Source organism: Sphingomonas aurantiaca, from assembly GCF_003050705.1.
Taxonomy (GTDB): domain Bacteria; phylum Pseudomonadota; class Alphaproteobacteria; order Sphingomonadales; family Sphingomonadaceae; genus Sphingomonas; species Sphingomonas aurantiaca.
Window position 1 is genome coordinate 46793 of sequence record NZ_QAOG01000007.1, and the last position, 22560, is coordinate 69352.

Annotated in this window: 17 protein-coding genes; 11 read left to right on the forward strand and 6 right to left on the reverse strand. The window is 57.1% G+C overall.

The window, feature by feature from the left end; genetic code table 11:
• The first annotated feature begins 660 nt into the window (after positions 1-660).
• Positions 661-1683, forward strand: a complete 1023-nt coding sequence (locus tag C8J26_RS17250) for an IS110 family RNA-guided transposase (protein WP_107959455.1) — start codon at positions 661-663, stop codon at positions 1681-1683.
• Positions 1684-1977: 294 nt separating this feature from the next.
• On the opposite strand, the gene C8J26_RS17255 is transcribed toward C8J26_RS17250, so the two are convergent.
• Positions 1978-3096: a tyrosine-type recombinase/integrase gene (locus C8J26_RS17255; RefSeq protein ID WP_244185373.1), complete on the reverse strand. Its 1119-nt coding sequence runs from the start codon at positions 3094-3096 to the stop codon at positions 1978-1980.
• Between the two features lie 239 nt (positions 3097-3335).
• Between C8J26_RS17255 and C8J26_RS17260 the strand changes: the two genes are divergently transcribed.
• Positions 3336-3578: an AbrB/MazE/SpoVT family DNA-binding domain-containing protein gene (locus C8J26_RS17260; RefSeq protein ID WP_107959456.1), complete on the forward strand. Its 243-nt coding sequence runs from the start codon at positions 3336-3338 to the stop codon at positions 3576-3578.
• The gene (locus C8J26_RS17265; RefSeq protein ID WP_107959457.1) at positions 3575-3964 is read left to right on the forward strand and encodes a type II toxin-antitoxin system VapC family toxin; all 390 of its coding nucleotides are present in this window, start codon (positions 3575-3577) and stop codon (positions 3962-3964) included. The genes C8J26_RS17260 and C8J26_RS17265 overlap by 4 nt, the downstream gene beginning before the upstream one ends.
• Positions 3965-4484: 520 nt before the next feature.
• Here the strand turns inward: C8J26_RS17265 and C8J26_RS17270 are convergent.
• From C8J26_RS17270 to C8J26_RS17280, 3 genes are all read right to left on the reverse strand, one after another.
• Positions 4485-6536, reverse strand: a complete 2052-nt coding sequence (locus C8J26_RS17270) for a TonB-dependent receptor plug domain-containing protein (RefSeq protein ID WP_107959458.1) — start codon at positions 6534-6536, stop codon at positions 4485-4487.
• Positions 6537-6538: 2 nt separating this feature from the next.
• On the reverse strand, positions 6539-6868 hold the full coding sequence (locus tag C8J26_RS20580; protein ID WP_162236997.1) for a YfiR family protein: 330 nt from the start codon (positions 6866-6868) through the stop codon (positions 6539-6541).
• 347 nt (positions 6869-7215) lie between these two features.
• Positions 7216-9378 (reverse strand): putative bifunctional diguanylate cyclase/phosphodiesterase, encoded by a 2163-nt coding sequence (locus tag C8J26_RS17280; RefSeq protein ID WP_082445080.1) that lies wholly within the window; start codon positions 9376-9378, stop codon positions 7216-7218.
• Between the two features lie 494 nt (positions 9379-9872).
• Between C8J26_RS17280 and C8J26_RS17285 the strand changes: the two genes are divergently transcribed.
• Positions 9873-10379, forward strand: coding sequence for a Ros/MucR family transcriptional regulator (locus C8J26_RS17285; RefSeq protein WP_056413502.1), 507 nt, complete (start codon positions 9873-9875; stop codon positions 10377-10379).
• Between the two features lie 144 nt (positions 10380-10523).
• Here the strand turns inward: C8J26_RS17285 and C8J26_RS17290 are convergent, their stop codons facing one another.
• Entirely contained in the window at positions 10524-11090 is a 567-nt protein-coding gene (locus tag C8J26_RS17290) for a recombinase family protein (RefSeq protein ID WP_056413503.1), read from the reverse strand.
• 419 nt (positions 11091-11509) lie between these two features.
• Here C8J26_RS17290 and C8J26_RS17295 point away from each other — a divergent pair, with 419 nt between their 5' ends.
• The 5 genes from C8J26_RS17295 to C8J26_RS17305 all read left to right on the forward strand — a co-directional run bounded on the left by C8J26_RS17295 (position 11510) and on the right by C8J26_RS17305 (position 16999).
• Complete coding sequence (locus C8J26_RS17295; protein WP_082445081.1) at positions 11510-12601, forward strand: TonB family protein; 1092 nt, start codon at positions 11510-11512, stop codon at positions 12599-12601.
• A 364-nt stretch (positions 12602-12965) separates the two neighbouring features.
• On the forward strand, positions 12966-13448 hold the full coding sequence (locus C8J26_RS20215; RefSeq protein ID WP_146168883.1) for a hypothetical protein: 483 nt from the start codon (positions 12966-12968) through the stop codon (positions 13446-13448).
• Positions 13449-14128: 680 nt separating this feature from the next.
• On the forward strand, positions 14129-14803 hold the full coding sequence (locus C8J26_RS20220; protein WP_146168884.1) for a hypothetical protein: 675 nt from the start codon (positions 14129-14131) through the stop codon (positions 14801-14803).
• A gap of 702 nt (positions 14804-15505) precedes the next feature.
• Positions 15506-16330, forward strand: a complete 825-nt coding sequence (locus tag C8J26_RS20225; RefSeq protein ID WP_156359537.1) for a hypothetical protein — start codon at positions 15506-15508, stop codon at positions 16328-16330.
• 261 nt (positions 16331-16591) lie between these two features.
• Positions 16592-16999 (forward strand): hypothetical protein, encoded by a 408-nt coding sequence (locus C8J26_RS17305; RefSeq protein ID WP_056413043.1) that lies wholly within the window; start codon positions 16592-16594, stop codon positions 16997-16999.
• Positions 17000-17319: 320 nt separating this feature from the next.
• Here the strand turns inward: C8J26_RS17305 and C8J26_RS17310 are convergent, their stop codons facing one another.
• Positions 17320-18033, reverse strand: coding sequence for a Crp/Fnr family transcriptional regulator (locus C8J26_RS17310; protein ID WP_208631443.1), 714 nt, complete (start codon positions 18031-18033; stop codon positions 17320-17322).
• Between the two features lie 819 nt (positions 18034-18852).
• Here C8J26_RS17310 and C8J26_RS20230 point away from each other — a divergent pair.
• Together C8J26_RS20230 and C8J26_RS20585 are read left to right on the forward strand one after the other, a co-directional pair.
• The gene (locus C8J26_RS20230; protein WP_146168886.1) at positions 18853-19482 is read left to right on the forward strand and encodes a hypothetical protein; all 630 of its coding nucleotides are present in this window, start codon (positions 18853-18855) and stop codon (positions 19480-19482) included.
• A 213-nt stretch (positions 19483-19695) separates the two neighbouring features.
• The coding region (locus C8J26_RS20585; protein WP_208631444.1) for a YadA family autotransporter adhesin at positions 19696-22560 on the forward strand (2865 nt) is incomplete at its 3' end.

Here is a 22560-nt window from a genome sequence, read left to right on the forward strand (position 1 = left end):
TATACCTTATCTCAATATCTTCGCCAGCTAGCTTAGCTGATACATCGAGAACTTGGCCGTCATTTATCTTCCATTTCATCGATCCATCGTCTGAAAAAACATGAATTATTGGCCTAGGGCTGTCGTCGCTGATCGAAATTTGACCTGCTACGATTGTAATCCTGAAATTGTCCGTGGGCAGACTGGACTTGTATATTTTCCTACGAAGTTCTGGCCAATTAATGTTGAGCGGGCTGGGAGCAGCGTTCGTGATCATTCGCGCAGCGTCATCGCTTTTTTTGCGGTCTAGGATGTATTTTTTTGAAATTAGACTTTGCGCCGAACTTGCAGGGCTATGGGCAACAACGGCGATTGCGACCACAACGGGGAAAGTCCGACGACTCATCATAACTTCCTAACGCTTCGCTGCTTGCAGAGAGGGTGTAGTGCTGATCCGACCAGCCGTATAGGTCGCTTCGGCTGTCGGGCCGACCGCCAAAATCCTTCCCATCCATGACGGACGATCATTCGCCAGGCTCAGCCAGCGCTGTGATGAACATGGGGTAATCGCGGGAGCGAAGCCCTAGCGTTCACGATGGAAGCTAGTGGCTGTTCCCCGATAAGGTAGAAGTACGGGCTCACGATCCGAAGCCGGGCCCAAGCATCTGATGGAGAACAGCTATGGACGAGTATATCGGGCTAGACGTTTCCTTGAAAGAGACTGCCGTATCCATTCGGCGTGACGGCAAGCGTGTTTGGCGTGGTAAGTGTCCCTCGGATCCACAGCTTCTGGCGGCATTGATCCGCAAGCATGCGTCGGCACCCAAGCGGGTAGTATTCGAGACTGGCCCGCTCTCGGTCTGGATCTTTCACGCGCTGGCGGCCGAAGGGGTGCCGGCGATCTGTATCGACGCACGCCATGCCAAAGCCGCTCTCGACATGGCAGCGAACAAGACCGACGCCAACGATGCCGACGGACTGGCGCATCTGGCTGAGGTCGGGTTCTACAAGGAAGTGCGGGTCAAGAGCTTCGACAGCATGCTCACTCGCACGCTGGTAGCAGCACGGACTCGCCTCGTGCGGATTGGTACCGAGCTGTCGAACCAGATCCGGGGCCTGATGAAGACGTTCGGTCTCATCGTTCCCGCTGTGACGGGCAGCAAGTTCGAGCATCATGTTCATGCGCTGCTGGCTGACAATACAGACCTGGGGCAGATCATCCGTCCGCTGCTTGAAGCCTGGCACGCAGTTCGCCTCCGCTCCGCAGAGCTCGGACGCAAGCTTCTCGCGGATGCGCGGCGCAACGCCGCCTGCCAGCTGCTGATGTCGATCCCCGGTGTAGGTGTTGTGACCGCCACGTCGTTCGTTAGCGCGATCGAGGAGCCCGCCAACTTCAAGCATTCGAGATCGGTGGGAGCGTTCGTCGGGCTGACGACGCGGCGCTATCAGTCTGGCGAGATCAACTATGACGGTCACATCTCCAGGCGCGGTGATAGCCACCTGCGCGGACTCCTTTACGAGGCCGCAACAGTCCTCCTCACGCGCAGCCGATCCGAATGCGATCTACGCAAATGGGGGCTACAGCTGCGAGAAAGGCTTGGCTTCAAACGCGCCACGGTCGCAGTTGCCCGCAAGCTTGCCGTCATCATGCATAGCATGCTGATCACCGGTGAACCGTTCAGGGAGAAATCCGCCGCAGCTTAAATTCCCGAGCTCGTCCGCGTCGCAAGGCGCCACGAGACGTCCTGCTGGGACGTAGGCTGATCCATTCCGCGACATTCGTTGCACCTTATGCCTTCGTGGCAATGAAGTGCGTGATGAACCTTGGAAGGGTTACCCGCGAAGCCCCATCATGCGGCGGCCTATGTCGACCGCGAAGACGACCATGCTCTCGGCAACGACATCTCATAAACCTCTTGCAACCAACGCGATTAGGCGACGAATGTCTGGAGTTGGATAGAGGGGAAGGGCGCGTGAACGTCCGGTTCTGGGTCGTAGTTACAAAAATCCCTCGCCCGCATGCTCGCGAAACCGCTCATGATCCCGCACATATTCCGCTACCATTTCTAAAGATGAATGCCGGCTATGCTCCTTCATTTTAAACAAATTGGCGTTCTGGCGACCGGCCTCGGTAAGGAACCCGGCGCGGAGAGAGTGGCCTGAGAACAACTCCGGCGAGTATCCCGCGGCGAGCGCAGCCGCCTTTACCACCAACGCCACCCCTTGAGCGCTCATTGGCTTGTCGGTTAGCCGGCCCTGTGGCGTCAGTTTGCGAAATACCGGCCCGCTGGTGATGCCTGCCTGCTCGAGCCAGGCGCGGTAATGCCTCACTGGTTCAAGCCTGCGGCCGTCGGGGATCGCGACGGTGTGACCCTTGCCCTCTTGGTCAGTCTTCGATGCGGCGATGCGCACTAGCAGTCCGCGGCTATCCCCGCTTACACGCGCCACGGTGATTGCCACGAGCTCGGAACGGCGGAACGCTCCGGCCATCCCGATCGCAAGGAGAGCGCGGTCGCGGTAGCTGCGAAGATCCTCACCCGTGATTGCGCGCACCATGTCGCGCAGAACGTCGCCGTCGGCAGGACGCTTCTTCCCGGGCAGTTCGCCACGCTTGTCCTTGCGGATGCCGCGCATGGCGCGCTCTAAGCGCGCCGCGTCTGGCTGCGAGGTCGGCGGCTCGACGTCGGCGGCTCGGTGCGCGAATACGATGGCAGCAAGCCGCCGGCCGATCGTCGCCCGGCCGAGTGGCGTTGGCTCCTTCCGCGGCAGCACGGTTCCGCGCTTCGTCCTGCGAAGTTCTTGCGGACTGTATCCGCGTTCGGCCAGCAACGTCAGAAATGCGGCGACGGTTTCCGGTGTCGCGGGAAGCGGGCGATAGCCGCTCTCCTGACACCACGCACAGAACAACCGCCAGTCCGATTTGTAGGCGCGCAGTGTCGCGTCGGCCGACGCGCGGCGGACATAGTCGTCGACGCGCTCGCGATCCTGGGGGGCAAGTTGCGGGAGATAGGGTTCGAGCGACTGGACCTGATCAACGATGACCAGCGCGTCAGCCACGATCGCGTCCAAGTCCGCGCGGTTGACGCGAGCCGCATCATCAATGTCGTCATCGGGCAAGCCGACCTCCTACGCCGCACGTTGATTCAACCGGCCGGTGGATGAGACCGCCCTTATCCGCGAAACGGGCTAACCGATCACCAGAATCTGCGCCAGCATGTAATTAGCGGGAATCAGCGTTATCGCTAATTAGGATGCGTGTCAGCTAACGCCGGGCGGGAACCGTCGACCCCTGCTGTGTCGTCTCAAAAAATGTGGTAAGGAAGGCCTTCTTTGCCAAAAGCGAGCTTACTTGCCTCATGACGCTACTAGTGAACATCACTGCCACTGGACGCATGAGCCTGCCGGCAGCCATTCGCAAACGCTTGGGGCTTGAAGGCGGCGGAGCGGTCCTACTCGAGGAAACGGACGAAGGCGTCGTGCTGCGTACCGTTACCCAAGCCGTGGCGCGCGCGCAGGCGATCGCGAAGAAATATGCGAGCCATCCCGATGCGTCGGTCGACGCCTTTCTCGCCAACCGCCGCGCGGACAGCGGCGAATGACTAGCGCGGTGCTCGACGCCTCTGCGGTCATCGCTCTGCTTAAGGGGGAGCGTGGAGCAAGTAAGGTGGCCGGGGTCGTGGCGGACGCGGCGGTCGGTGTGTTCAACCAGGCGGAGGTGGTGAGCCATTTCGTCCACCTGGGCGCGCCGATCGAGGAAGTCCGGGCCATGCTTGGAGCGCTGCCGTACGCCGTCGTGGCCGCGGACGATGCGCTTGGCTGGGACGCCGGCGTACTTCGGGCCGTCACCAGTTCGGTAGGGCTCTCCTTGGGCGACCGGTTCTGCCTGGCGCTTGCAAAGCGCTTGGGCGTACCGGCCTATACTGCGGACCGCGCGTGGAAGGAGGTTGCCGTCGCGGCCGGCGCCAAGGTGGTGCCCATTCGGTAAACGACAGGGTTCGAGCTCCGAGGGCCGCTGTCGAGCGAGTATGCGAGCAGCTAGCCCGCGCCGTGCCGTTCCTTGCCGGTCGTATCGAACAGACCGTCGCTTACGTCCATGGGTATTAGGCAAGAGAGCGCCCAAGCCCCGCGGAGCTTTTCGGCGGAGCCAAGACCAAACGAGAAGCAGCGCAACCGCCAGCATTGCTCCGGCGGCGCTCAGCGAGATACCGCCACGATACGCAAGCTCGGTTCGTTCATAAGGAGTTTAGATAGAAGAGACCGAGTTCTGCGCTAACGATCGGAAGTGACGTGAAACCTTCAAAATCGGGTTTCCGCCTACTCAGGCAAAGCGACAGGGTTTGTCGCACACGCTGAGCCCGGATTAATGGCGGCGTCCTTGGCCTGGGCAATGCCATCGAAAATCGTGTGGTTTCGAACAGGTGGGGTGATGATCAAGAACGTCGATCGATGGGGAGCGAAACCGTCGCCCTTCCGACCATTCATCATGCAACCAGCTACGTTTTAGCTTATATCTTGGCACTTACTCCCAATCTAAGTCGACGATCGGCCGGTATTGGAGAGCCGTAAGCACCACGAGCCTGTGTCAAGTTTTCTCCTGCCACATGGATCGACACCCTTGGTGTTAGCATCCGGGCAATTTTAGCGTCGACCGTAATGGCTGCCGGTACGCGTATCATCGCCAATTCTGTCGACGGAAGAAAACTGCTTTGGCGACTGGCGCTTGTGAGATGCGCCAATGTGGTCGCTGACCATCCACCTGCGGCATAATCGAGGCTCAGATTGGCCCGATGCTGCGGTGTGGCCGCCTTAGGAAAGAGAGCATAGAAGGTGGTATTACGGTTGGCCGGGATGTTCTCATCCACCCGGGTCACATTGTAGTTAAATGACCAACCGAAGTTGGTCGCGATCTTACCGGACGCTGACAGCTCAACGCCGTAGCTTTCAAAATTTCCCACGTTGGCAAACCGAGTGACGGCGATCGGTTCCGGTGTCAGCACTACCGTTACATCAACAGACCCCCCTGGCGAGGCGATCAACTTGTCGGTCCGGGTATAAAAGAGGGATGCATCAAACCTTAGGCCTGACGCCAAGCTATGCGAATAGCTCGTCTCAGCACTCCAGACGGTGACTGGAGCAAGACGGGGATCGCCAGTTAGATATACCGGGATCGGAACTTCAGGCGCCGGAACGGTCACGCGTAGGCCAAAGCCGATCAGCGATGGCAACTGCAGGCCACGTCCGCCGTTAACCCGGAACCGGCCATTTTCGCTGACCTGGATGGTTGCAGCGGCGTTGAAGCTGACCGGCGTAATCGTGCGGTTATAGGCTGAGGCAGGATCAATCTGAGGTGCTGCCGGCGCCCCCCCCTGACCCAACCAAAGATGATCGAGCCGCAAAGCGCCCGTCAGCGAGAGGCGGGCAAGCGGACGAATGTCGATCATTCCGCTGACCGCTGCAACCTGATAACCAATGCGATGTGAAAACAGACTGTCGGAGCCGAGCTGGTTGTTGCGGTATTCGGTACCAATTCGAAGGGTGTCTGCCGCGCTTATTCTAACGAGCGCCGACGCGGACATCACGGTGATGCGGTTGCTCGTACGAAGATCGGCAACGCTGCTGTAGGGGTCAGAAATGGGCGTGGTAATCCCATAGTCCGCCTGCAACCAATTAGTGTAGACGCGGCCAGAGAGATTGCCCCAGTTGGTGTCGTGGTTCACCTGTAGTCCGGCGGTCTGATTGCGGAACCGTTGCTCGGTCAGAATCTGGCTCGGCAAGAATTCCAGTTGCCGGTTGCCGGTCAGCCCACCATTAAGTTCGATGGAGGTTGAGGCGCCAGCCTGAATTGCCAGCGTCGCGCTCACCTGATCGGCATAGATGCCCAATGTACGTGGCGGCTGGTAAAGTGCGCCTGGGATCGCGCGCTCGTCTTCCTTTTGATGTCCGCCAGTTACCTTCAAGCCGATAGTTGGGCTAACAGGTATGGTGAACGATCCGCCAATGCGGGTATAACTATGGGTACCAAGTTCTGCAGTTGCACCAAGATGCGGATCTGAACCAGCGTTAGTGGTGATGATGTTGACGACACCACTGGCGGCATTGAAGCCAAACAGCGCAGTAGCAGGACCTCGGACCAACTCGATCTGCTGGATGTCATCGAGCTGCACACCAAGTAGGTTCCAGTTTGTCATGCCGTAATGATCAAGATAGACCTGTCGCCCGTCGACTAGAACAAGTAGCCTGGCGTTATAGGTCTGGACACCGCCGCGAACGGCAACGTCACTCTGGCCCGCGGTCCAGCGATTGACATCAATTCCGGCATAAGCCTTCAAGAGATCCGGTACACTGCGGGCTGGTGACCGCTCGATCTCGTCATGCGAAATAATAGTAATTGAGGCGGGAGCTTCAGACGCTCGCTGAGGCTTGCCAGTCACGCTGGTCGTAATCGGCTCACCGAAGGCGTCACCCAACGCAGCATAGTCGACGATCTGTGCATCGAGCCCGGTGGGTACAATCGCACCGATTGCGGTGGCGACCACAAGGGTAAGAAGGCGCCCCATGATCAGATTTCCTTGACGAGCATGAGGAAAGCGGACCCAAACCTGATACCGCTTCGACGCGCCGCAGCCTTATTCACGATGATCTGTGTTTTGCTCGCTCCGCTGATGCCCACAATGCATTTTCCCGCCACGACGCAGCCAGCGTCGGCGGTGATTGTCAAAATAGATTGCGCGCTGGCAGCTGCGGCCACTTCGTCCTGGTGCGCGCGTAGACCCGTGGTAACGAACGCAGCCTTCGTGCCAGTCAGCTGGCCTAGGTTACTCACTGCCACCCGCCGCGTGCGGAGCGTCGCACGGCCCAGCGTGAAGCCACCAGTCAACATGCGCTCCATGTCAGACGCCTCCGCCTCCGAGGCAGCGTTGCCGGGCTGATAAACAATGCCGACCGGTACCAGTCCGACAGGCGATGGTTGAACGAATGATATGATACGGGCGGCAACGGGGACGTTGAGAACAGCCGACGGGGCCGTCGCCGCTGGCCAAATCATGCTAGTGACGAGGACTGGCCCCGCGAGGAAAGATAGATGTTTCACACGTATCCCGATCGTTTGTCCCGCCGGATAGCAACGGGATGTGTGCCAGTGGTTAATACCCGCCGGGAATGTGGCGGCGGATCGAATGAACCGTTCTGGCCTGTGGCTATGTCTTTTCGAAACCTATGGACGGCACCTGTTTTTGCTCAGGCGGCCACCTGACAGGCTGTGCTGAACAATCGGACAGTTTCAGTGAATGATGCCGGTTTGCCGAATAAGTAACCCTGCCCCTGGGTACATCCCTTTAGTGAGAGCATCGCTGCTACCGCCGCGTCCTCGATACCCTCGGCCGTAACCTTCATGCCGAAGCTGAGCGCCAGCGAGATGATCGCATCGACAATCTTCTCGCTCTCGACGCTGTCAGTGAGCGATGTGACGAAACTTTGGTCGATTTTGATCTTGTCGAACCGGAGGCGTCGCAGGTTGGATAGGCTGGAATACCCAGTACCGAAATCATCCAGTGCCACGGATATCCCGCTTTGGCGGAAGGTTGCCAGCACACGTTCGGCCGCGACGATGTCATCCATCACCGCATCCTCGGTAATCTCGATCTCAAAACGCGATGGCGAGACGCCTTCAGCGAGGATGATGGCGATCAGTGCCTCGGCCAGTCCCGGTTCTTCGAACTGGGTCGGCGAAATGTTCAAAGCCAAACGCAAGTGAGCGGGGATCTGGCGCGCATCAATACACGCCTGTCGCAGGATCGAATTGGTCATCGCCGTTATCTGGCCAGTGCTATCGGCAAGTCTGATAAAGGCGTCAGGCGCTAGTAGCCCGAGACGAGGATGATGCCAGCGCGCCAGAATCTCAAAGCCGCATAGCCCCCCATCTGAGAAACGGACGATTGGCTGATAGAACGGCTTTACTTCGCTGCGGCCAATACCATCGCGCAATTCCTGCTCCATGCGTCGGCGCTCGAACCGCTCGGCTTCCATTGAAGGGGAAAATAAGCAGACGCCGCCCTTGCTGCCCCGCTTGGCTTCATACATCGCGATGTCTGCTGCATGCAGTAGCTCGCTCCCAGCGACCCCATCATTCGGGAAGCGGGAGACCCCGATGCTGGCACCGACCGTAATCGTGTTACTGCGCCAGGCGAGCGGTTGATGAAGCACGTGACTAGCTTGGTAGGCCAACGCCATGGCATCGCCTGTGCTCCCTTCGTCTGGCACGATTATAGCAAACTCGTCCCCGCCCAGGCGCGCAATAGTGGCATAATCCCCACAGACGCTATGCAGTCGGTGTGCAACCGTCATGAGCACCGTGTCGCCGGCAGCGTGTCCATGCATGTCATTGGCATCTTTGAAGCCATCGAGATCAAGCAGCACCACTGATAATCCTCTGCCAGCGGTCATGGCAGCGTCAATGGCAATCTCAAGCGCGTTACCGAACTCTCGTCGGTTAACGAGACCTGTCAGCGCGTCAGTGCGTGCGAGCTTCAGCGCCTCCTGCTCGGCGATACCGCGGCGCGTGATCTCCGCTGTCAGTTGGACACCACGTTCGGCTGCCAATGCGAGCCAAGCATAGGATAGGCCGGCGACGATCAGCACCGCAGCCGTAACTAATGCGACAAGCCATCGCGTCCGCCACGCAGCATCCTCGGCATGACGGTGCGCATCGGCAATGCCGGAGGCTGCGATTGCCTTGACCTCGGCCAGCACACGGTCTGCATTGGCACGAAACGGGCGCAGCATGGCAACGCTAGTGGAGAAGTCGACTTCCAGCATCGACGACACCACTCCAACCGCTTCATCATATTTGCCGAGCTCTGCAACGACCCGGGTAGCACGAGTGATGTCCCGAGGGTCGAGCGCCTCCCGCTGCCTGGCCAGATCGGCGCTGATCTGACTGATCCTATGGCGGATATTGATCAGGCGTCGGGTGCTGTCAGCGGCGCGGCCGTTAGCCGACGCATCAACCAGCAGGCGGTACAGGTTGCCATCTTCGTGGTCGAAGCGCGCGGCAAGCTCGCTCAATGAGACTGCCGTCTGCATGTCATGGTCAACGATGAGGCTGTTGGCATGTTGAACGTAGATGAGCGTGCCAAGGCAAAGTGTCACTGCCAGCACGAGCAATATGATCACGGCCTTGGGGCCAGCTATATACTGCGGTAGCCGCGACTTTCGTTCGAGCTCGGAAACAGCGTTAAGGCTGGTCAACCCATCATCTGGTTGAACAAGGTCAGCAAAGCATTGAGCGCGAGCTTCTGAACATGCAAATTGCGGCCCCGGACCTATCTCGTTTTGCGCGAGACGCGAGGCACGGCGACCGATGCGAAAGGCGGCGCCTCGGATGGTTCGTCGTTCCAGCATGTTCAGCGCCTATGCCGCTGACAAGACTAACAAATCCTTTTGCGATCAAAAAAGATTTGCAATCCGCCCAAGCTTGATACCTCACGCGCAGGATCGGCGGTATGTCATCCCGAATCTACCGAGGAAACTATCAGCGCGAGCTAATCCCGCCGTCGCAAAAATGGGCGCATACCAGAGTGCCTCGTGAGCAACCATTCCGGTCATACAAAGCCGGGCCGGCGTGGCCAGTAGTGAAGCCGGACCAACCGGTCCGCCACGATCGAGATGCAAAGCGGAGAAGTACGTTACTGTGCCACTAAACGTCCGATGCGGCGCGTTGCTAGCAGGCCCGACATCAAGTGGGCGGTGAGTAGGATCTGCATATCGAACCATTTGTGATCACCGCATTTTCCGGTCCTTCCATGCACCAATCTTAAATATGTGGCCTCGGGTAAACTAAGATTGCCAGCAACCAATCAAATACCTAGATGCGCCTCCAGAAATGGAGCCCTGCTATGTCTGACACTACCCTCGATCTGAACCCCGTTGAGCTCGCCACGGAATTGACCATCGCGTGGTTAGCAAACCCCAACACGCGTACCAATGCTGACGACGTTCCGGCCTTCCTGAACAAAATGTACGAAACTGTTTCGGTACTGGTCGGCGGAAACGCTACGGCTGCTGAACCCGAGGCACCTGCTCAAGAATACACCCCGGCCGTGACGGCGCGTAAGTCGCTTGCCAGCCCCGATCACATCATCAGCATGATCGATGGCAAGCCGTACAAGACGCTGCGCCGCCACCTTGCGACTAACGGCATGACGCCAGTGGAGTATCGTGAGCGTTATGGCCTGAAGGCTGATTACCCCATGGTCGCTCCGACCTATTCGGAAGCACGTCGCACGATGGCGAAAAGCATTGGCCTGGGTCGCAAGCCCGGTCAAACCAATGCAGCCAAGGCAGACGCCAAGCCCACCCCGGCTCCGCGCAAGCGCAAGACCGAAGAAACGGCAGCCGAATAAGCCATGGCATAGCTTCCCGGAAAACGGGAGCCGAGCCCCTGTGGAAATGCAGTCTACGTCCCTGGAGGCGCGTCCTCAGGGCCTCCAGGGTCATCAGACGGCGATCATGGCCACTAAAGGGCACGATGCGCAGGTAGCGGTTCTTCAAGGGCCCGGCTCGCTGCCACCAGCCGGAAAATGCCTGTAAAAGGTTGCGACCGAGACGCCGATCGCCTCGGCTACGTCCCGGGGACGATCGCCCGCAGCGAGCAGCTTCATAGCCGTGGCCCTCTTTGGCGTCAGGACCGACTTGCGCCCCCTGCCCGGCCCGTTCTTGCGACGGGCCGCCAGTAGCCCGGCCATTGTGCGTTCGCGGATCAGCTTACGCTCCATTTCTGCGATCGACGCCAGAATGTGAAGGAGCAACCTGCCGGTCAGCGTCGCTGTGTCGATCCCGTCGGTTAGGGACCGTAACTCGATACCGCGGGTAGCAAGGTCAGCTGCCAGTTCGACAAGGCCCTTCATCGAACGGCCAAGGCGGTCGAGCTTCCAGACGACGAGCGTGTCTCCCCGGCGAGCGACGTTCAACGCTTCTGACAAACCCGGACGGTCGGTTTTCGCGCCACTCGCCTTGTCACTGCAGATCCGTTCGCATCCCGCAGCGGTCAGAGCGTCCGTTTGCAACGTCAAATTCTGGTCAGATGTCGAGACCCGGGCATATCCGATGAGCATCAGCGGGGAATCCGCCATGTTAGGGCGCCTGCCTCGGAATGCGGCGAAGCGATCTGCGCTCTCACGCAGCGCGTCGCCGTCGGGGCCGTCGAAGGCGGGCGGTGGTACGCGAAGGTTTAGCCGGCCAAGGCCGTCTAGGACTTGAACATAACCCAGCCCGGTACGGTCCTTCGTTTCCTTGGCCGAACGGTGTCCGGAGGCATAGGCGCGCAGTGCGTCGTCGATCGTCATGGTTCGACCCTTCTCAGCTAGTCAACAAAGTTGGCGTTCAATGAGAATGAACAATGAGAACATATTTTGAGAAAGTGGAATTCCAGGCCGGCTATCATCTGTGCTCGCCGAGGATTATTCATTGGTGAGATCGCTAGGCACGTTGCCGCCAGCGGGATAATCGATGTCGTAAATTTGGAGATCACGCCATGCCTGGTGCGCTGCTCGCGCTGCTCAGTGTCCCTGCCCCTCCGGTACCGTTCGCCACACAGCGGACGGAGGTCGTTGCGTTCACCGCCAGCGATGTCACCTGTTCAGGCGAGCCGATAGTAGCCGCTAACATCGTTCGGCCTTTCACAGCCGTTGCAACGCGTTACGGTCCCGCCGTTACCGAAAGCCCCTCACCCACATATCGGTTCTCCTTCGTAATCGATGCGCAGGGGCGCGCCCGCACTATCCGCCGTGATAGGACGGAATCGCCGGGTTGGTATGTCGACACGAGCGATCTTGCCCCTGCGCTGGCGGCTTCGAGCTTTCCAACCGGAATGCCGCAGGCAAAATGCAGCGTGTCCTTCAAGGTATCGGTCACGCCGATCGAGAAGGCGTCGATGCCGGATTTGTACGAACTGGCGAGCCGTCCGGACTCCATAGGATTCGCGCCTGCCCTGTTTGAACGAGTTCGCCCCGCAGACTCAAACTGCCCCCGCGAGCCAGGCCAGTACCGGCGTCTTAACCTGCCGGCCTTCGAAAAACTGTCGCAACCGGCGCGCCGACCATCTTGGGTGTTTCTGGCATTCGACGTGAACGCCGCAGGTAAGCCTGGCAACGTCCAGACATTGGGTACGTCCGGCGATACAGGGTTCGAGCGAGCCGGCCGAGAAGCTTTGCTGGCCAACCGCTATGAGCCGGGAGCGGGTTTTCACGGATGCACCTATCACTTCTACCATAACGGAAGCGCCAACCAGGCGGCCCCCGTACCGGTGCCAGACACGCCCCTGGATACTGGAAACCAGCCGGGTTGTATCGTGGATCCCAAATCGATCCCGGGTCTTCTCGACGGAAGCGCCTACCCCAGAGCGTTCTGGCGCCGCGGGATCGAAGGGGCGGCCGTAATTGGCTATGATACGGCGCCATGGGGAGCGGTAGGGAACGTAAGGGTTCTAGGTTCTGAACCGGACGAGACGTTCGGCGATACCGCGCGCAATGCGCTTTCCAATGCCCGGGTAGTAGAAAGCGATTCAGGACGTCGAGGCTGTGTTCAGCGGGTCAAGTTCAAGCTTCCACCGAAGAGCACCCAGTAACGAGCACTGCCTGGCTGGCGTTCCCGATCGGGAACGCCATAGGCTTCTCAATTGGCGTTCGTTTGCGAGAATGTGTTGATTGCCTCTATTGTCGCGGCTGATAATCTTCGAGCCCGCAACCACGCAGCTCCCCGAGCATGTGCTGCGGCCTCTTGACGGGGGATGCGATTTGTCATGGTTCCGGTTCGTTTTACCTTCTATCTTCGCAGTCGGCATTTCCGGTGTGACTAGTGTTCAGGCCAGCAAATCTGACAGTTCGCCAATTACGACACAAACTCAGAAGGTGAAGCAGAAGGGGGTAAGGCCGCTAATATCAAATACGCGACAGTTATTAGACCAAGATCAATCGCGCCGGATCAGTGTGTTGTCGCTGAACCGCCTGTTTAATCGGCTGTCCGGCGGAGCGGTCAAAGTCACCGGTGCTTATCGCGTAGGGCCGGGGTCCTACGTCAGGACCGCGCCCTGTCCACTGTCGATCCGCGGCAGGACACTGCGGTGCACCGGCGTCACCGAGATCGAGCCGGTACACCGGCTTCAGATCCGCCGTTATTACCGGGAGCAACATGGTTTCATCGATTTTGGATGCATTGATCAGCCGTGCCTCTTTACTACGATACCCGGCATTGAAATTGCTCAGGTACCAATAACACTGACCGCCGCCATCAAGTCAGGCGGCTACATTATTTCTCTTACTGCCAGGTCCGCCGACGGACAGATAGTCAAAAGCTATGTGTTTTTGGTCAATGGCACACAGTCTTCGGGGATATGTATGCATCCTGCGGCTGACAGCCAGATGACCGGGGAATCAAATATGCGTGCGTGTGAGATTTTCAAAGAAGTGTTCTGATGGACTCTTCATGGGTCTGTGTTCATTTGCCACTCCTGAAATCGCGGCCGTAAGGGCATTCCCGAATTTCGATCCCTCGCGAGAATGCCGGCTCGGGCAAGAACGCCCAAAGTCGGACGCTCAGGTTGAAGATCCGCGAGGCCAAAAGCAGCCATTCGTTAGACCGCGAGCCCCATTGGTGCCCAGCAGCAGGTGCTCCGCTTGCAGCAGGCAAGCCGGGTGATTATTATCGAATAGTATACATAACAAGATGCTTATTATAGCTTACTCAGAAGAATATAGTCTTTATAGACTCATTGTTGTACGGACTAATAACCACCAATTAATGCTGTTGATCAATTATTGAATCTTAATATCCCAATAATAAATGCATTGAACGCGACATAACTTATGTTATTGACAATGCTATCCGGATTAGTCGAATTTGCCGCGTTAGAGGGGAGGGTGATATGTTCAACGATCAAGACCGCGTTTACTTTGCCCAACGAGCTGCAGCCACACGAGCGTTGGCGTCGAATACGTCAGACCCAGCAATTCGCAAAAGCCATGTAGACATGGCAGACAAGTACCATCGCCTGTCTAAGGCGGCGCAGTCTCGGAACTTGATCCGTATCAAGGCAGTCAAACTATCTTGTAGGGGCCTAAAGACCTATAATTTTCCATCATCTTGAGCTTGCCGGATGGTTGATATGGTTCATGACACCGATAAACTAACTCAATTAATTGAGCAGGCTCTTGTATTAGCAGATGATAACGAACTTGATTTGGTAAGCATTAAGCTGGATGAAGCGCTTAATGAATTGATAACCTATCGGATAGAGCCTGGTAGTTTGTCGAGTATAAATTCCTTAATAAGCGACTTTCCAACAGCTGTTGCATTGCAAACTCGTTCTGGCGATAATGTCGTATCGCTTCGCTCACCTGCTAGTTTAGAGCGATTGATGAGCGATCATATAGATCTCGACATCCGCCGTAAGTCGCTAATTCAGCTGGTGCGTGGGCCACAGAATGTCATTGAGGCTCAGCGACAGCTTACCGAATTTGGAAAGCTTATCGATGCGCACCGGGCTTTGGAACGATGCTGCATCTACGGCCCTCTAATGACCAGAGGGATCGACGCCGGTTTCTCTTTAGAAGAGAGGCTCAGGACGCTGCTTGGTGAAATAGAGAATGATTGGGACAGTTATCTTTATACCTGGGATTGCGATAGGCTAGAAACGCAATGGGTAGAATTCACTGTCGCGACACACACTATCTTGGCTCGTGCAGGCGAACGTATGCGTCTCGAAGAAAAAGTCATTTACCCCCTATGCTTCATGAGTGGGCTAATTAACATGAAAGATGCCGTTAGTTAAGCGCACCTGACTTTGCAAGCTGCGCGACAGTCAGTGTTTCACTCAATATAACTATGCCGACCTTCTATTCCTCTTTACGCTGCCCTTATTGATGTTTGTGGTGGCGTCCGAGCGCAAGGACGCTTGGCCTGATGATCATAAAGAGCGACAATCTGCTTTCTTCCCATCAATACCCCATTCGGGGCAGGCGAGAGCCGCACTACGGCAGAACACGATCCCGATAGCGCTGCTACCGCCATCGTGGACGATCGGATCGTAGCCCCCGTTCATGTCCGCGACGAACACATCGGGTCACTCCAACCGATCCGCGTGAATGGCACAAACCCGGTTTAAATCGTCAGCCATTCGCGGGCAACATGGAGTCGGCGTCATGCCGCTATTTGGCGCCTGCGGGGCTGTGAAAGCGATGCCCGCTATATCACTAGCCGTGCCTGAAACCGGACGGTCCGCTTTCCTGCCCATGTTGGACATTCCCGAATCTCGATCCCAATGGAAATGCCCCGGCCGCCTCGCAAGCCGTTCCTTTTGGGGAAATGAGCCAACAGCTGCGAAGGCCTAAACGGTAAGCAAATTCGGCTTCTACAAACCGCGGCTAGATAGCCGTCCGTCTTGGTAAAGCTTAATCCTCGGCGGTTGATCATCGCCTCGGTTTGCGGGATGGCGGGTGACCCTGCAAAATCTGCGGAGGCTAGGATCGAAGCAATGCGAACCCAGACTGTCATGATGATGGCCGTGCTTATATCGATTGGCGGGGCGGGAGCCGCCCCTCAAGCGACTGCGCAAACCAATGACAAAGCTTCCGAACACAAAGCCAATCGGTCAGCCTCAACGCTCTATGAGGTGCTAAACGAGCAAGCGTCTTCGCGCAGCAAGCAATCTACGGAAGACGTTGGAACGCCAGTGCTCAAGCGTGATTCAAATGGTAGCGCATGCACTACTGATCAACTTGTCCATGCTTCGGTGGGTTCGAATATCACGAGCCGTATCAAGAACTCTATCGTACCGCTGCAAAAAGGTATTCAGGTTCGTGACATCGCAATGCTGACATTGCCATGTGGCTTCAAAATAGATGACCGATCCGGTTGGAGTCTCTTTTTAACCAACGGTAGCGAGGTAAGGCGCTACATTGAAAATAACCCGTTCGGGTTCGCACCCGCATTTGGCTTTAGTGATCCGATCGAAAAGTCCTATACGATGAAATATGAAGACATTCCCCGTGAAAAGGTTCAGACAGATAGCTGCATCAATACAATAGCATCTATCAGTTCGAGCCTGAAGCTGTGTAGCAGCTTTGGAAATGAAAAATCCTTCTTTGGAATAGAACGGAGCGATCATACTAGCCATCTAGGTCATTATGTCGTTCGAGACGGGGCTATTATTGAAGATTTTCCGTTGGCCAATATTAATAAGGATGTGGATAGTATTTACTTTATTCCACCCCCTGATGCATCCGGCGGTACTATCACGCTCATAGTGACCGATGGTCAGAACCCGTACAGGGCCTACGTGGACACTCCACGAGGGTAAGCTGCTTGCCGCCCCCGCTAACCGGCGCTCGGAAAGCGCGCGCATTCCCAAAATGCGATCGATTCCGAGAACGCCGATCCCTTCTCGCCTGCCGTACGTTTGAAAGAAAGGCTGAGCCACAGCGGCGACGCTGCACATGCGAAAATCAGATTCCAGCACTGGCTTATCTGCTCATTCACCTGCCATGCAGCGACGGATCGTTAGATAAGCGCGACCGGACGATTGCAGCGTGCCACATCGCCGGTTTCTAGAGAGATAGAAATGATCCTTACCAAACAGCCGTTCGCCCTTGTTGCCGCAGTTGCGATCGGACTGATGATGCCCGGTGTCGCCTTTGCGCAGCAAGGAGGAACCCAAGCACAGCGCGCCGAGAATATGCAGGCGGCGACTGCGCTTCATACCCGCATTGATGCGACCCAGGCTCGGATCGAGAACGCGCGGCGCACGCACAAGATTGCGCGTGCGCGCGCGACGGCGTTGAACCGTCAGATCGCGCAGACCCGGCAGAGCATGACCCGGCTCGGCAAGCAGCAGGGCTTCGTCAGCGCTGCGGAGCTCGCCTCGTATAATCGTACGCTCGGCACGATCGAGAGCGAACTTGATCAGCGCGGCGTTGCGCGCAGCTACGGCAAGGACATGCTGCCTGCCGCACCTAACGGCCGCCACTGAGCATACGGGGACGGGAGCGGCCATGCCGCTCCCGTCTACTCAATTCTACCACAGCACTTCTGGATCTGATCGACCATGTTTCTGTCCGGCTGACAAAAGTCGAACATTCCCAAAAAAGCATCCTAATTGAGATAACCTTTTTGGAAATGAATTGGCTATCTATCATGTAGCTAGCGGTAATTCAGCGAGGGCCGGGGCTTCATAATTAGTAAAATAAGATCTTTGATCATTTAGTGAAATGCAGAATACCAAAATCAAATAGCGCCTACGTTCTAGGTGGTTTTATTAGTATACGTACCGAGCTTTATCGGACATTTATATCATTCGTTGGTCAGATACTCGTCATTGAAATCGGCTAGTACACACAATGCATCCCATTCGGGCAGTCTGAATAACGTTTTTTCCCTAATTAGTAAGCCTTCATTACGAAGAGACTTCATTGCGCGATTGACGTGAGCTGCTGTAAGGCCGAGGGCGTCGCCAATTTGCTCCTGAGTCAGGGGGAATTTGAAACTTCGATCGGCAGTTGTGTTGCCTCCCGTCAAACGAACGGCAATTTCGCAGAGCAGATGCCCGACTCTCTCTTTAGCATTGCGTCGACCAATGTTTAGCATCCATTCTTTATAAATTGAGGAACGATAAGCAAGCATTGTAGAGATACCATTCGCAATCGTAGGATGTAGCATCATAAAGCGTTTCATCGCATCTCGATGAATGAGCCCCACACTGAATGTGGTGAGAGCTTGTATACTACAATCTAACTGGTTTAAATATATGTTTTCGAGGGCTAGCGCTTCACCTGGCAGTATGAGCGATAAAATCTGTCTAGATCCAGAACTAGTCTGTTTATGACTAAAGGCAAATCCCTCAATTGCTATCCCGATAAAATCCGCCCGATCGTTTTCTCGCAGTACGTACCGTCCGGCAGCATATGATCGGACGACACAATCTGCGCTTAAAATAGCTGCTCGCGCCTCCTGATTAAGGGGCTCTATTTGCTCGAGACTATCGACTAAGATTTTCAACCCCGGCATTGCGTCTTCCATAAATATCGCAAGGCAAGCACGCTCGCCTAAACCAAAGCTTCCACATCCTCCAAATTAAGGCAAAAGTGCATAGACATATGTCATGTCCCCAGTGAACGATATAAATCATAATTCCTAGATAAAATGTTTAATGTTAGATAGTTATCGGTCTACCGTGTTTATGTATTGATTTATATCAATTAGAATTCGCAGGTCTATGCACCGATTATGATGTTTTATTATCGATGTGTGGATTTCCGGAGGTATTTTGCACGCTGCGTTTGCAATGATGAAAGCTTGTGGCAAAATCTTGCATTGAAACACATGTATAAGCAGCTGATAATTAATGACTTTTCTAGGTTTGCGGTGCAGTTTATACGACAACGTATTAACGGTATTTGGACTCGACCTGAAGCCAACTCACGTGAAGCGCTGCGCCGAATAGGTGACGGCTCTACTGTTAATCTCGAGCGCGCCTAGGTTGGCATAACGTGGTGGGCGTGAACGAAAATCGTGTTCGCTCGTGGCATCATCGTTCTTTATTCGACGGGCTTAGTGGGCTTAAGGTTCGGCAGCAGATCGATCGTTGCGGATCCGACGCGGATGGGAAGACCTGAAAATCATCCATGGCCGCGTTGAATGGCTAAATCACGACCTTTCGTTCAACCCAAAACGACTAGATCTATCGATCAGAGCGCCAAATTAGCGCTGATCTGGTTTTTTAAAATCCCGTTAATCGTGAAAGCTCAGAACCATCACATATGACATTTGTCAGTCCGATTCGGCATGCGAAATGTAACATCGTAGATGTGCAGTTGGCCGGGGAAGATGATGGTGATGGAGGTGCCAATGTACGGGTTTAGTCATTGCAAAATCTATGGGGGCGTGATGCTCATCATAGCAAACATCCTGTTCTCTACAGTATCAGCGGATGCGAATGCTGCCACGTTACCTTCCAAGCGTGATATTGCAAAAACGAGCGCGGTAAAGTCCAACACCATTGCCCCATCGACCCGACTGTCCGACATTGCAGTTCGACTTCGGCAAAATGGCGTGGCAGCATGCGCCCCACAGATAAACGCAGCTGGTGCAACAATACTTGCGGGAGCCAGTCAATATGACACGCTATCGAACTGGAACCCGAAAGGCGGCGATCAGCGTAGTGTGAACGTCGTAGTCGCGCAACGCTACCCAGAGAAAGAACCGATCCCGTCAGGTGTAAGCACGATCGTTGCAACGCCAGTTTCGCCCGGGCGGTGCGATTTAGTTGCGGTGCAGGTCGTACCGAGCCCTTTGTCTTGTGATGCTGTGCGCAATGCGATGACGACACGCGCTCAGGCAAGAGGGCAACTTGTTGGAGTAACTGTCATGCAACAGGGACCCACGGAAACGCTTCTGGTCCCTACTGGGACTGGTACGTGTGTGGTCGTCGACTTGACCACCACTTACGCACAATGACGGTCAGAGCGATGCGCCTCGCATGCGTATCGCCTGAGCGTCGCCTATCAAATATTGCCTGCGCCTTGTGATCAACGGCACTCGCCGCCCGCGCATTAACATCTGAATCCCAAGGACATCTACCGAAAGCCCGGCACCGAACGCTCGTAGAGCCTCCGGTCGATCGTCCGCGCTTGTTCGGAACAATACTTCAACCGAAATTGGAGACAGCCAATGACCACCGAGCGCCATAACGTTGCAACCATAAGCCAACAGAACCGTCTTGCACGGCGGTCGACAGCTCTCGATAAGGCCCGAGGGAAACAGGCCAACAAGCAATCTTCAGCCAATTTGGCCAACGCCTCACCGTTACGTCTGAATAGTATGGCGGCTGCTCTGCCGGCGGGGGGGCCCGGTGGCCGGGCGGAAATCATCTCCAAAGCACTCTACGCGAACCTGCCCGTCGCAGCTATGCTGGCCGTAGGAGCGCTCGGCATCGGGTTGATGTATCCAACGACCGCCGGCGCAAACACCTACAACAGCACGGGAGCATGCAACTCTGGCGCTGACACGGGGCCTGACGGCATTCCACGCCCGGCGGAGACGAACCCAGTCGACGGCGACGGCACCTATTCAAGTGTGCTAGGATGCAGCGCAAACGGTGGGGCTAATTTTGGTGTCACGGCCCTAGGTGCCTATTCGTCGGCGACGGGCGATGGTGGTGTTGCCGTAGGGTACGGAGCTAGCGCATCGACCCGCGCGACGGCTACGGGACTCTCCGCCATCGCCTCGGGATCGAACTCGGTTGCAATTGGTGGCCGTGATATTGTCGCGCAAGGCGGAGCGACCACCCCTGTCGCCGTCGCCGGGGCCACGGCATCGGGTATCCGTGCCGTGGCAGTCGGATCGGGATCCAGAGCCGCAGCGAGCTCGGCGATTGCAATCGGCGACTCAGCGACCGCTTCAAGCACCAACAATATTGCGATCGGTACCGGCGCCAGTGCGACGAACGCTGCGGTCAACTTTAATGCGGTCGCGATCGGCGAGAATTCGACATCGACCGGGGGCACAGCCCTAGGCAGCGCGAGCAGAGCCGTTGAAGCCTCGACGGCGCTTGGCTCGGGTGCGAAGGCTACCGTTCAAAATTCGATCGCGATCGGCGTGCGCGATGATTTCCAGACGATCGCGTCAGGCGACGGATCCATCGCGGTAGGAAACGCTGCCACTGCTACTGGACTGACTTCGATCGCGATCGGACGTCAATCCACATCAGCAGCCAACGGCGCAATCGCGCTGGGGCAGAGCGCCAATGCGAGCGGTATCGGTGCCTTGGCGCTGGGTGGTGCCACCGGTGGCTTCCTCTCTCCGGGCGCATCGCAGGCAACCGGTGCGTACAGCGTTGCGCTTGGTGGAGGCGACGGCAGCACGGTTGGCGGTGTCGTCCAGAGCGGTGCGCGCGCGGCGGGCGCAAATAGCGTCGCGATCGGTACCGCCAGCGTCGCCAATTCGCAGAGCAGCACTGCGGTCGGCTACAATAACCAGGTGACCGGTGCTCGCTCAGGCGCTTTCGGTACCGGCAACGTCGTCACCGGCACTGCCTCATACGCGGTCGGCGACCCCAACATCATTAACGGCGACGGCACGTTCGTGACCGGCAACGACAACACGGTGAACGGGCCGAACACAGCCGGCAACGGCAACCGTATAAACGTCCACGGCTCCAACAACATATTGGCAAGTACTGCCAATGCGTCGGGCTCTGCCGTGTTCGGCAACACCAACACGGTGAATGCGCAGAACGCGATCGTCGCGGGCAACGGTAGCACAGTGACTGCTGCGGGTGGCATCGTTGTCGGCGGTGGCAGCAGCGCCACGGCCGCCAATGCACTCGCACTCGGCAACGCGGCGACTGCAAGCGGCACGAACGGCGCCGCAATTGGTCTCAATGCCGTCGCGTCGGGCACATCGTCTGCGGCGCTGGGCCTGACGGCTACGGCATCGGGCGCGAACGCACTGGCCTTCGGCAACAACGCCCAGGCAAGCGGCGGTGGCGCGACTGCGATTGGCCAGAACACGAACGCTAGTGCGCAGGCCGCGGTTGCGATTGGTACACTTGCACGGTCGTCCGGCCTCCTTGGTCTGGCAATCGGCAGTGGATCCATCGTTACCGGGGACTACGGGATCGCGATCGGCTCCGATGCCCAGGCACCCGGCACGTTCGGTGTTGCCATCGGCAACACCGCAAGGGCCCTCTATGACAATTCGCTAGCGCTCGGTGCAGGTTCTCGCACAGGTACTGCGGCACCTACAGGTGTCGGTTATGCCACTGGTGCTGCGGCCCCAACGTCGGAGGTGTCCATCGGTAGAGCGGGTGCCGAACGTCGGATTACCAACGTTTCTGCGGGCGCAGCGGCGACCGACGCGGTCAACGTCAGCCAGCTGACGGGCGTGCAGAACCAGTTCGCAGGCGTCATCGGCGGTACCGTCAATCCAGACGGTACCTACACCGGGCCAACCTACGCGACGACGGGCGGGACGACCGCTACCACGGTGCAAGGCGCATTCGATAACTACAACACCGCCATCACCAACACGGCCGCTGTCGCAAACCGCGGCTTCGACGTCACCACTGCCCAGACGGGCACGGGTACGGTGACTGGTACCGCGATTGCCAACGTCGCACCGGGCGCCCGGCAGACGATCACGGCGGGCAACAACATCGCAATCGCGCAGAACGGGACCGATCTGACGATCGCCACCAACCCGAACCTGGTGGCCGACAGCCTGACGACCGGCGGTACGGTGATCAACACGGCCGGCTTCACGAACGGGGCATCCACGTTGGGCGCAACAGGGCTGACCATCGCAGGCGGCCCCAGCGTCACCACCGCCGGGATCAATGCTGGCAATCAGGTGATTGCCAACGTCGCAGCTGGCGTTGCAACAACGGATGCCGTCAATCTGGGCCAGCTCCAGGCGATTGGTGCTGTTGCCGACAACTCGGTGCAGTATGATGACGCGGCCAAGACACGCACGACGCTTGCAGGCGTCGCTTCGACCGATGGTGGCGTGACGGGCGGCACGACGATCGGCAACCTT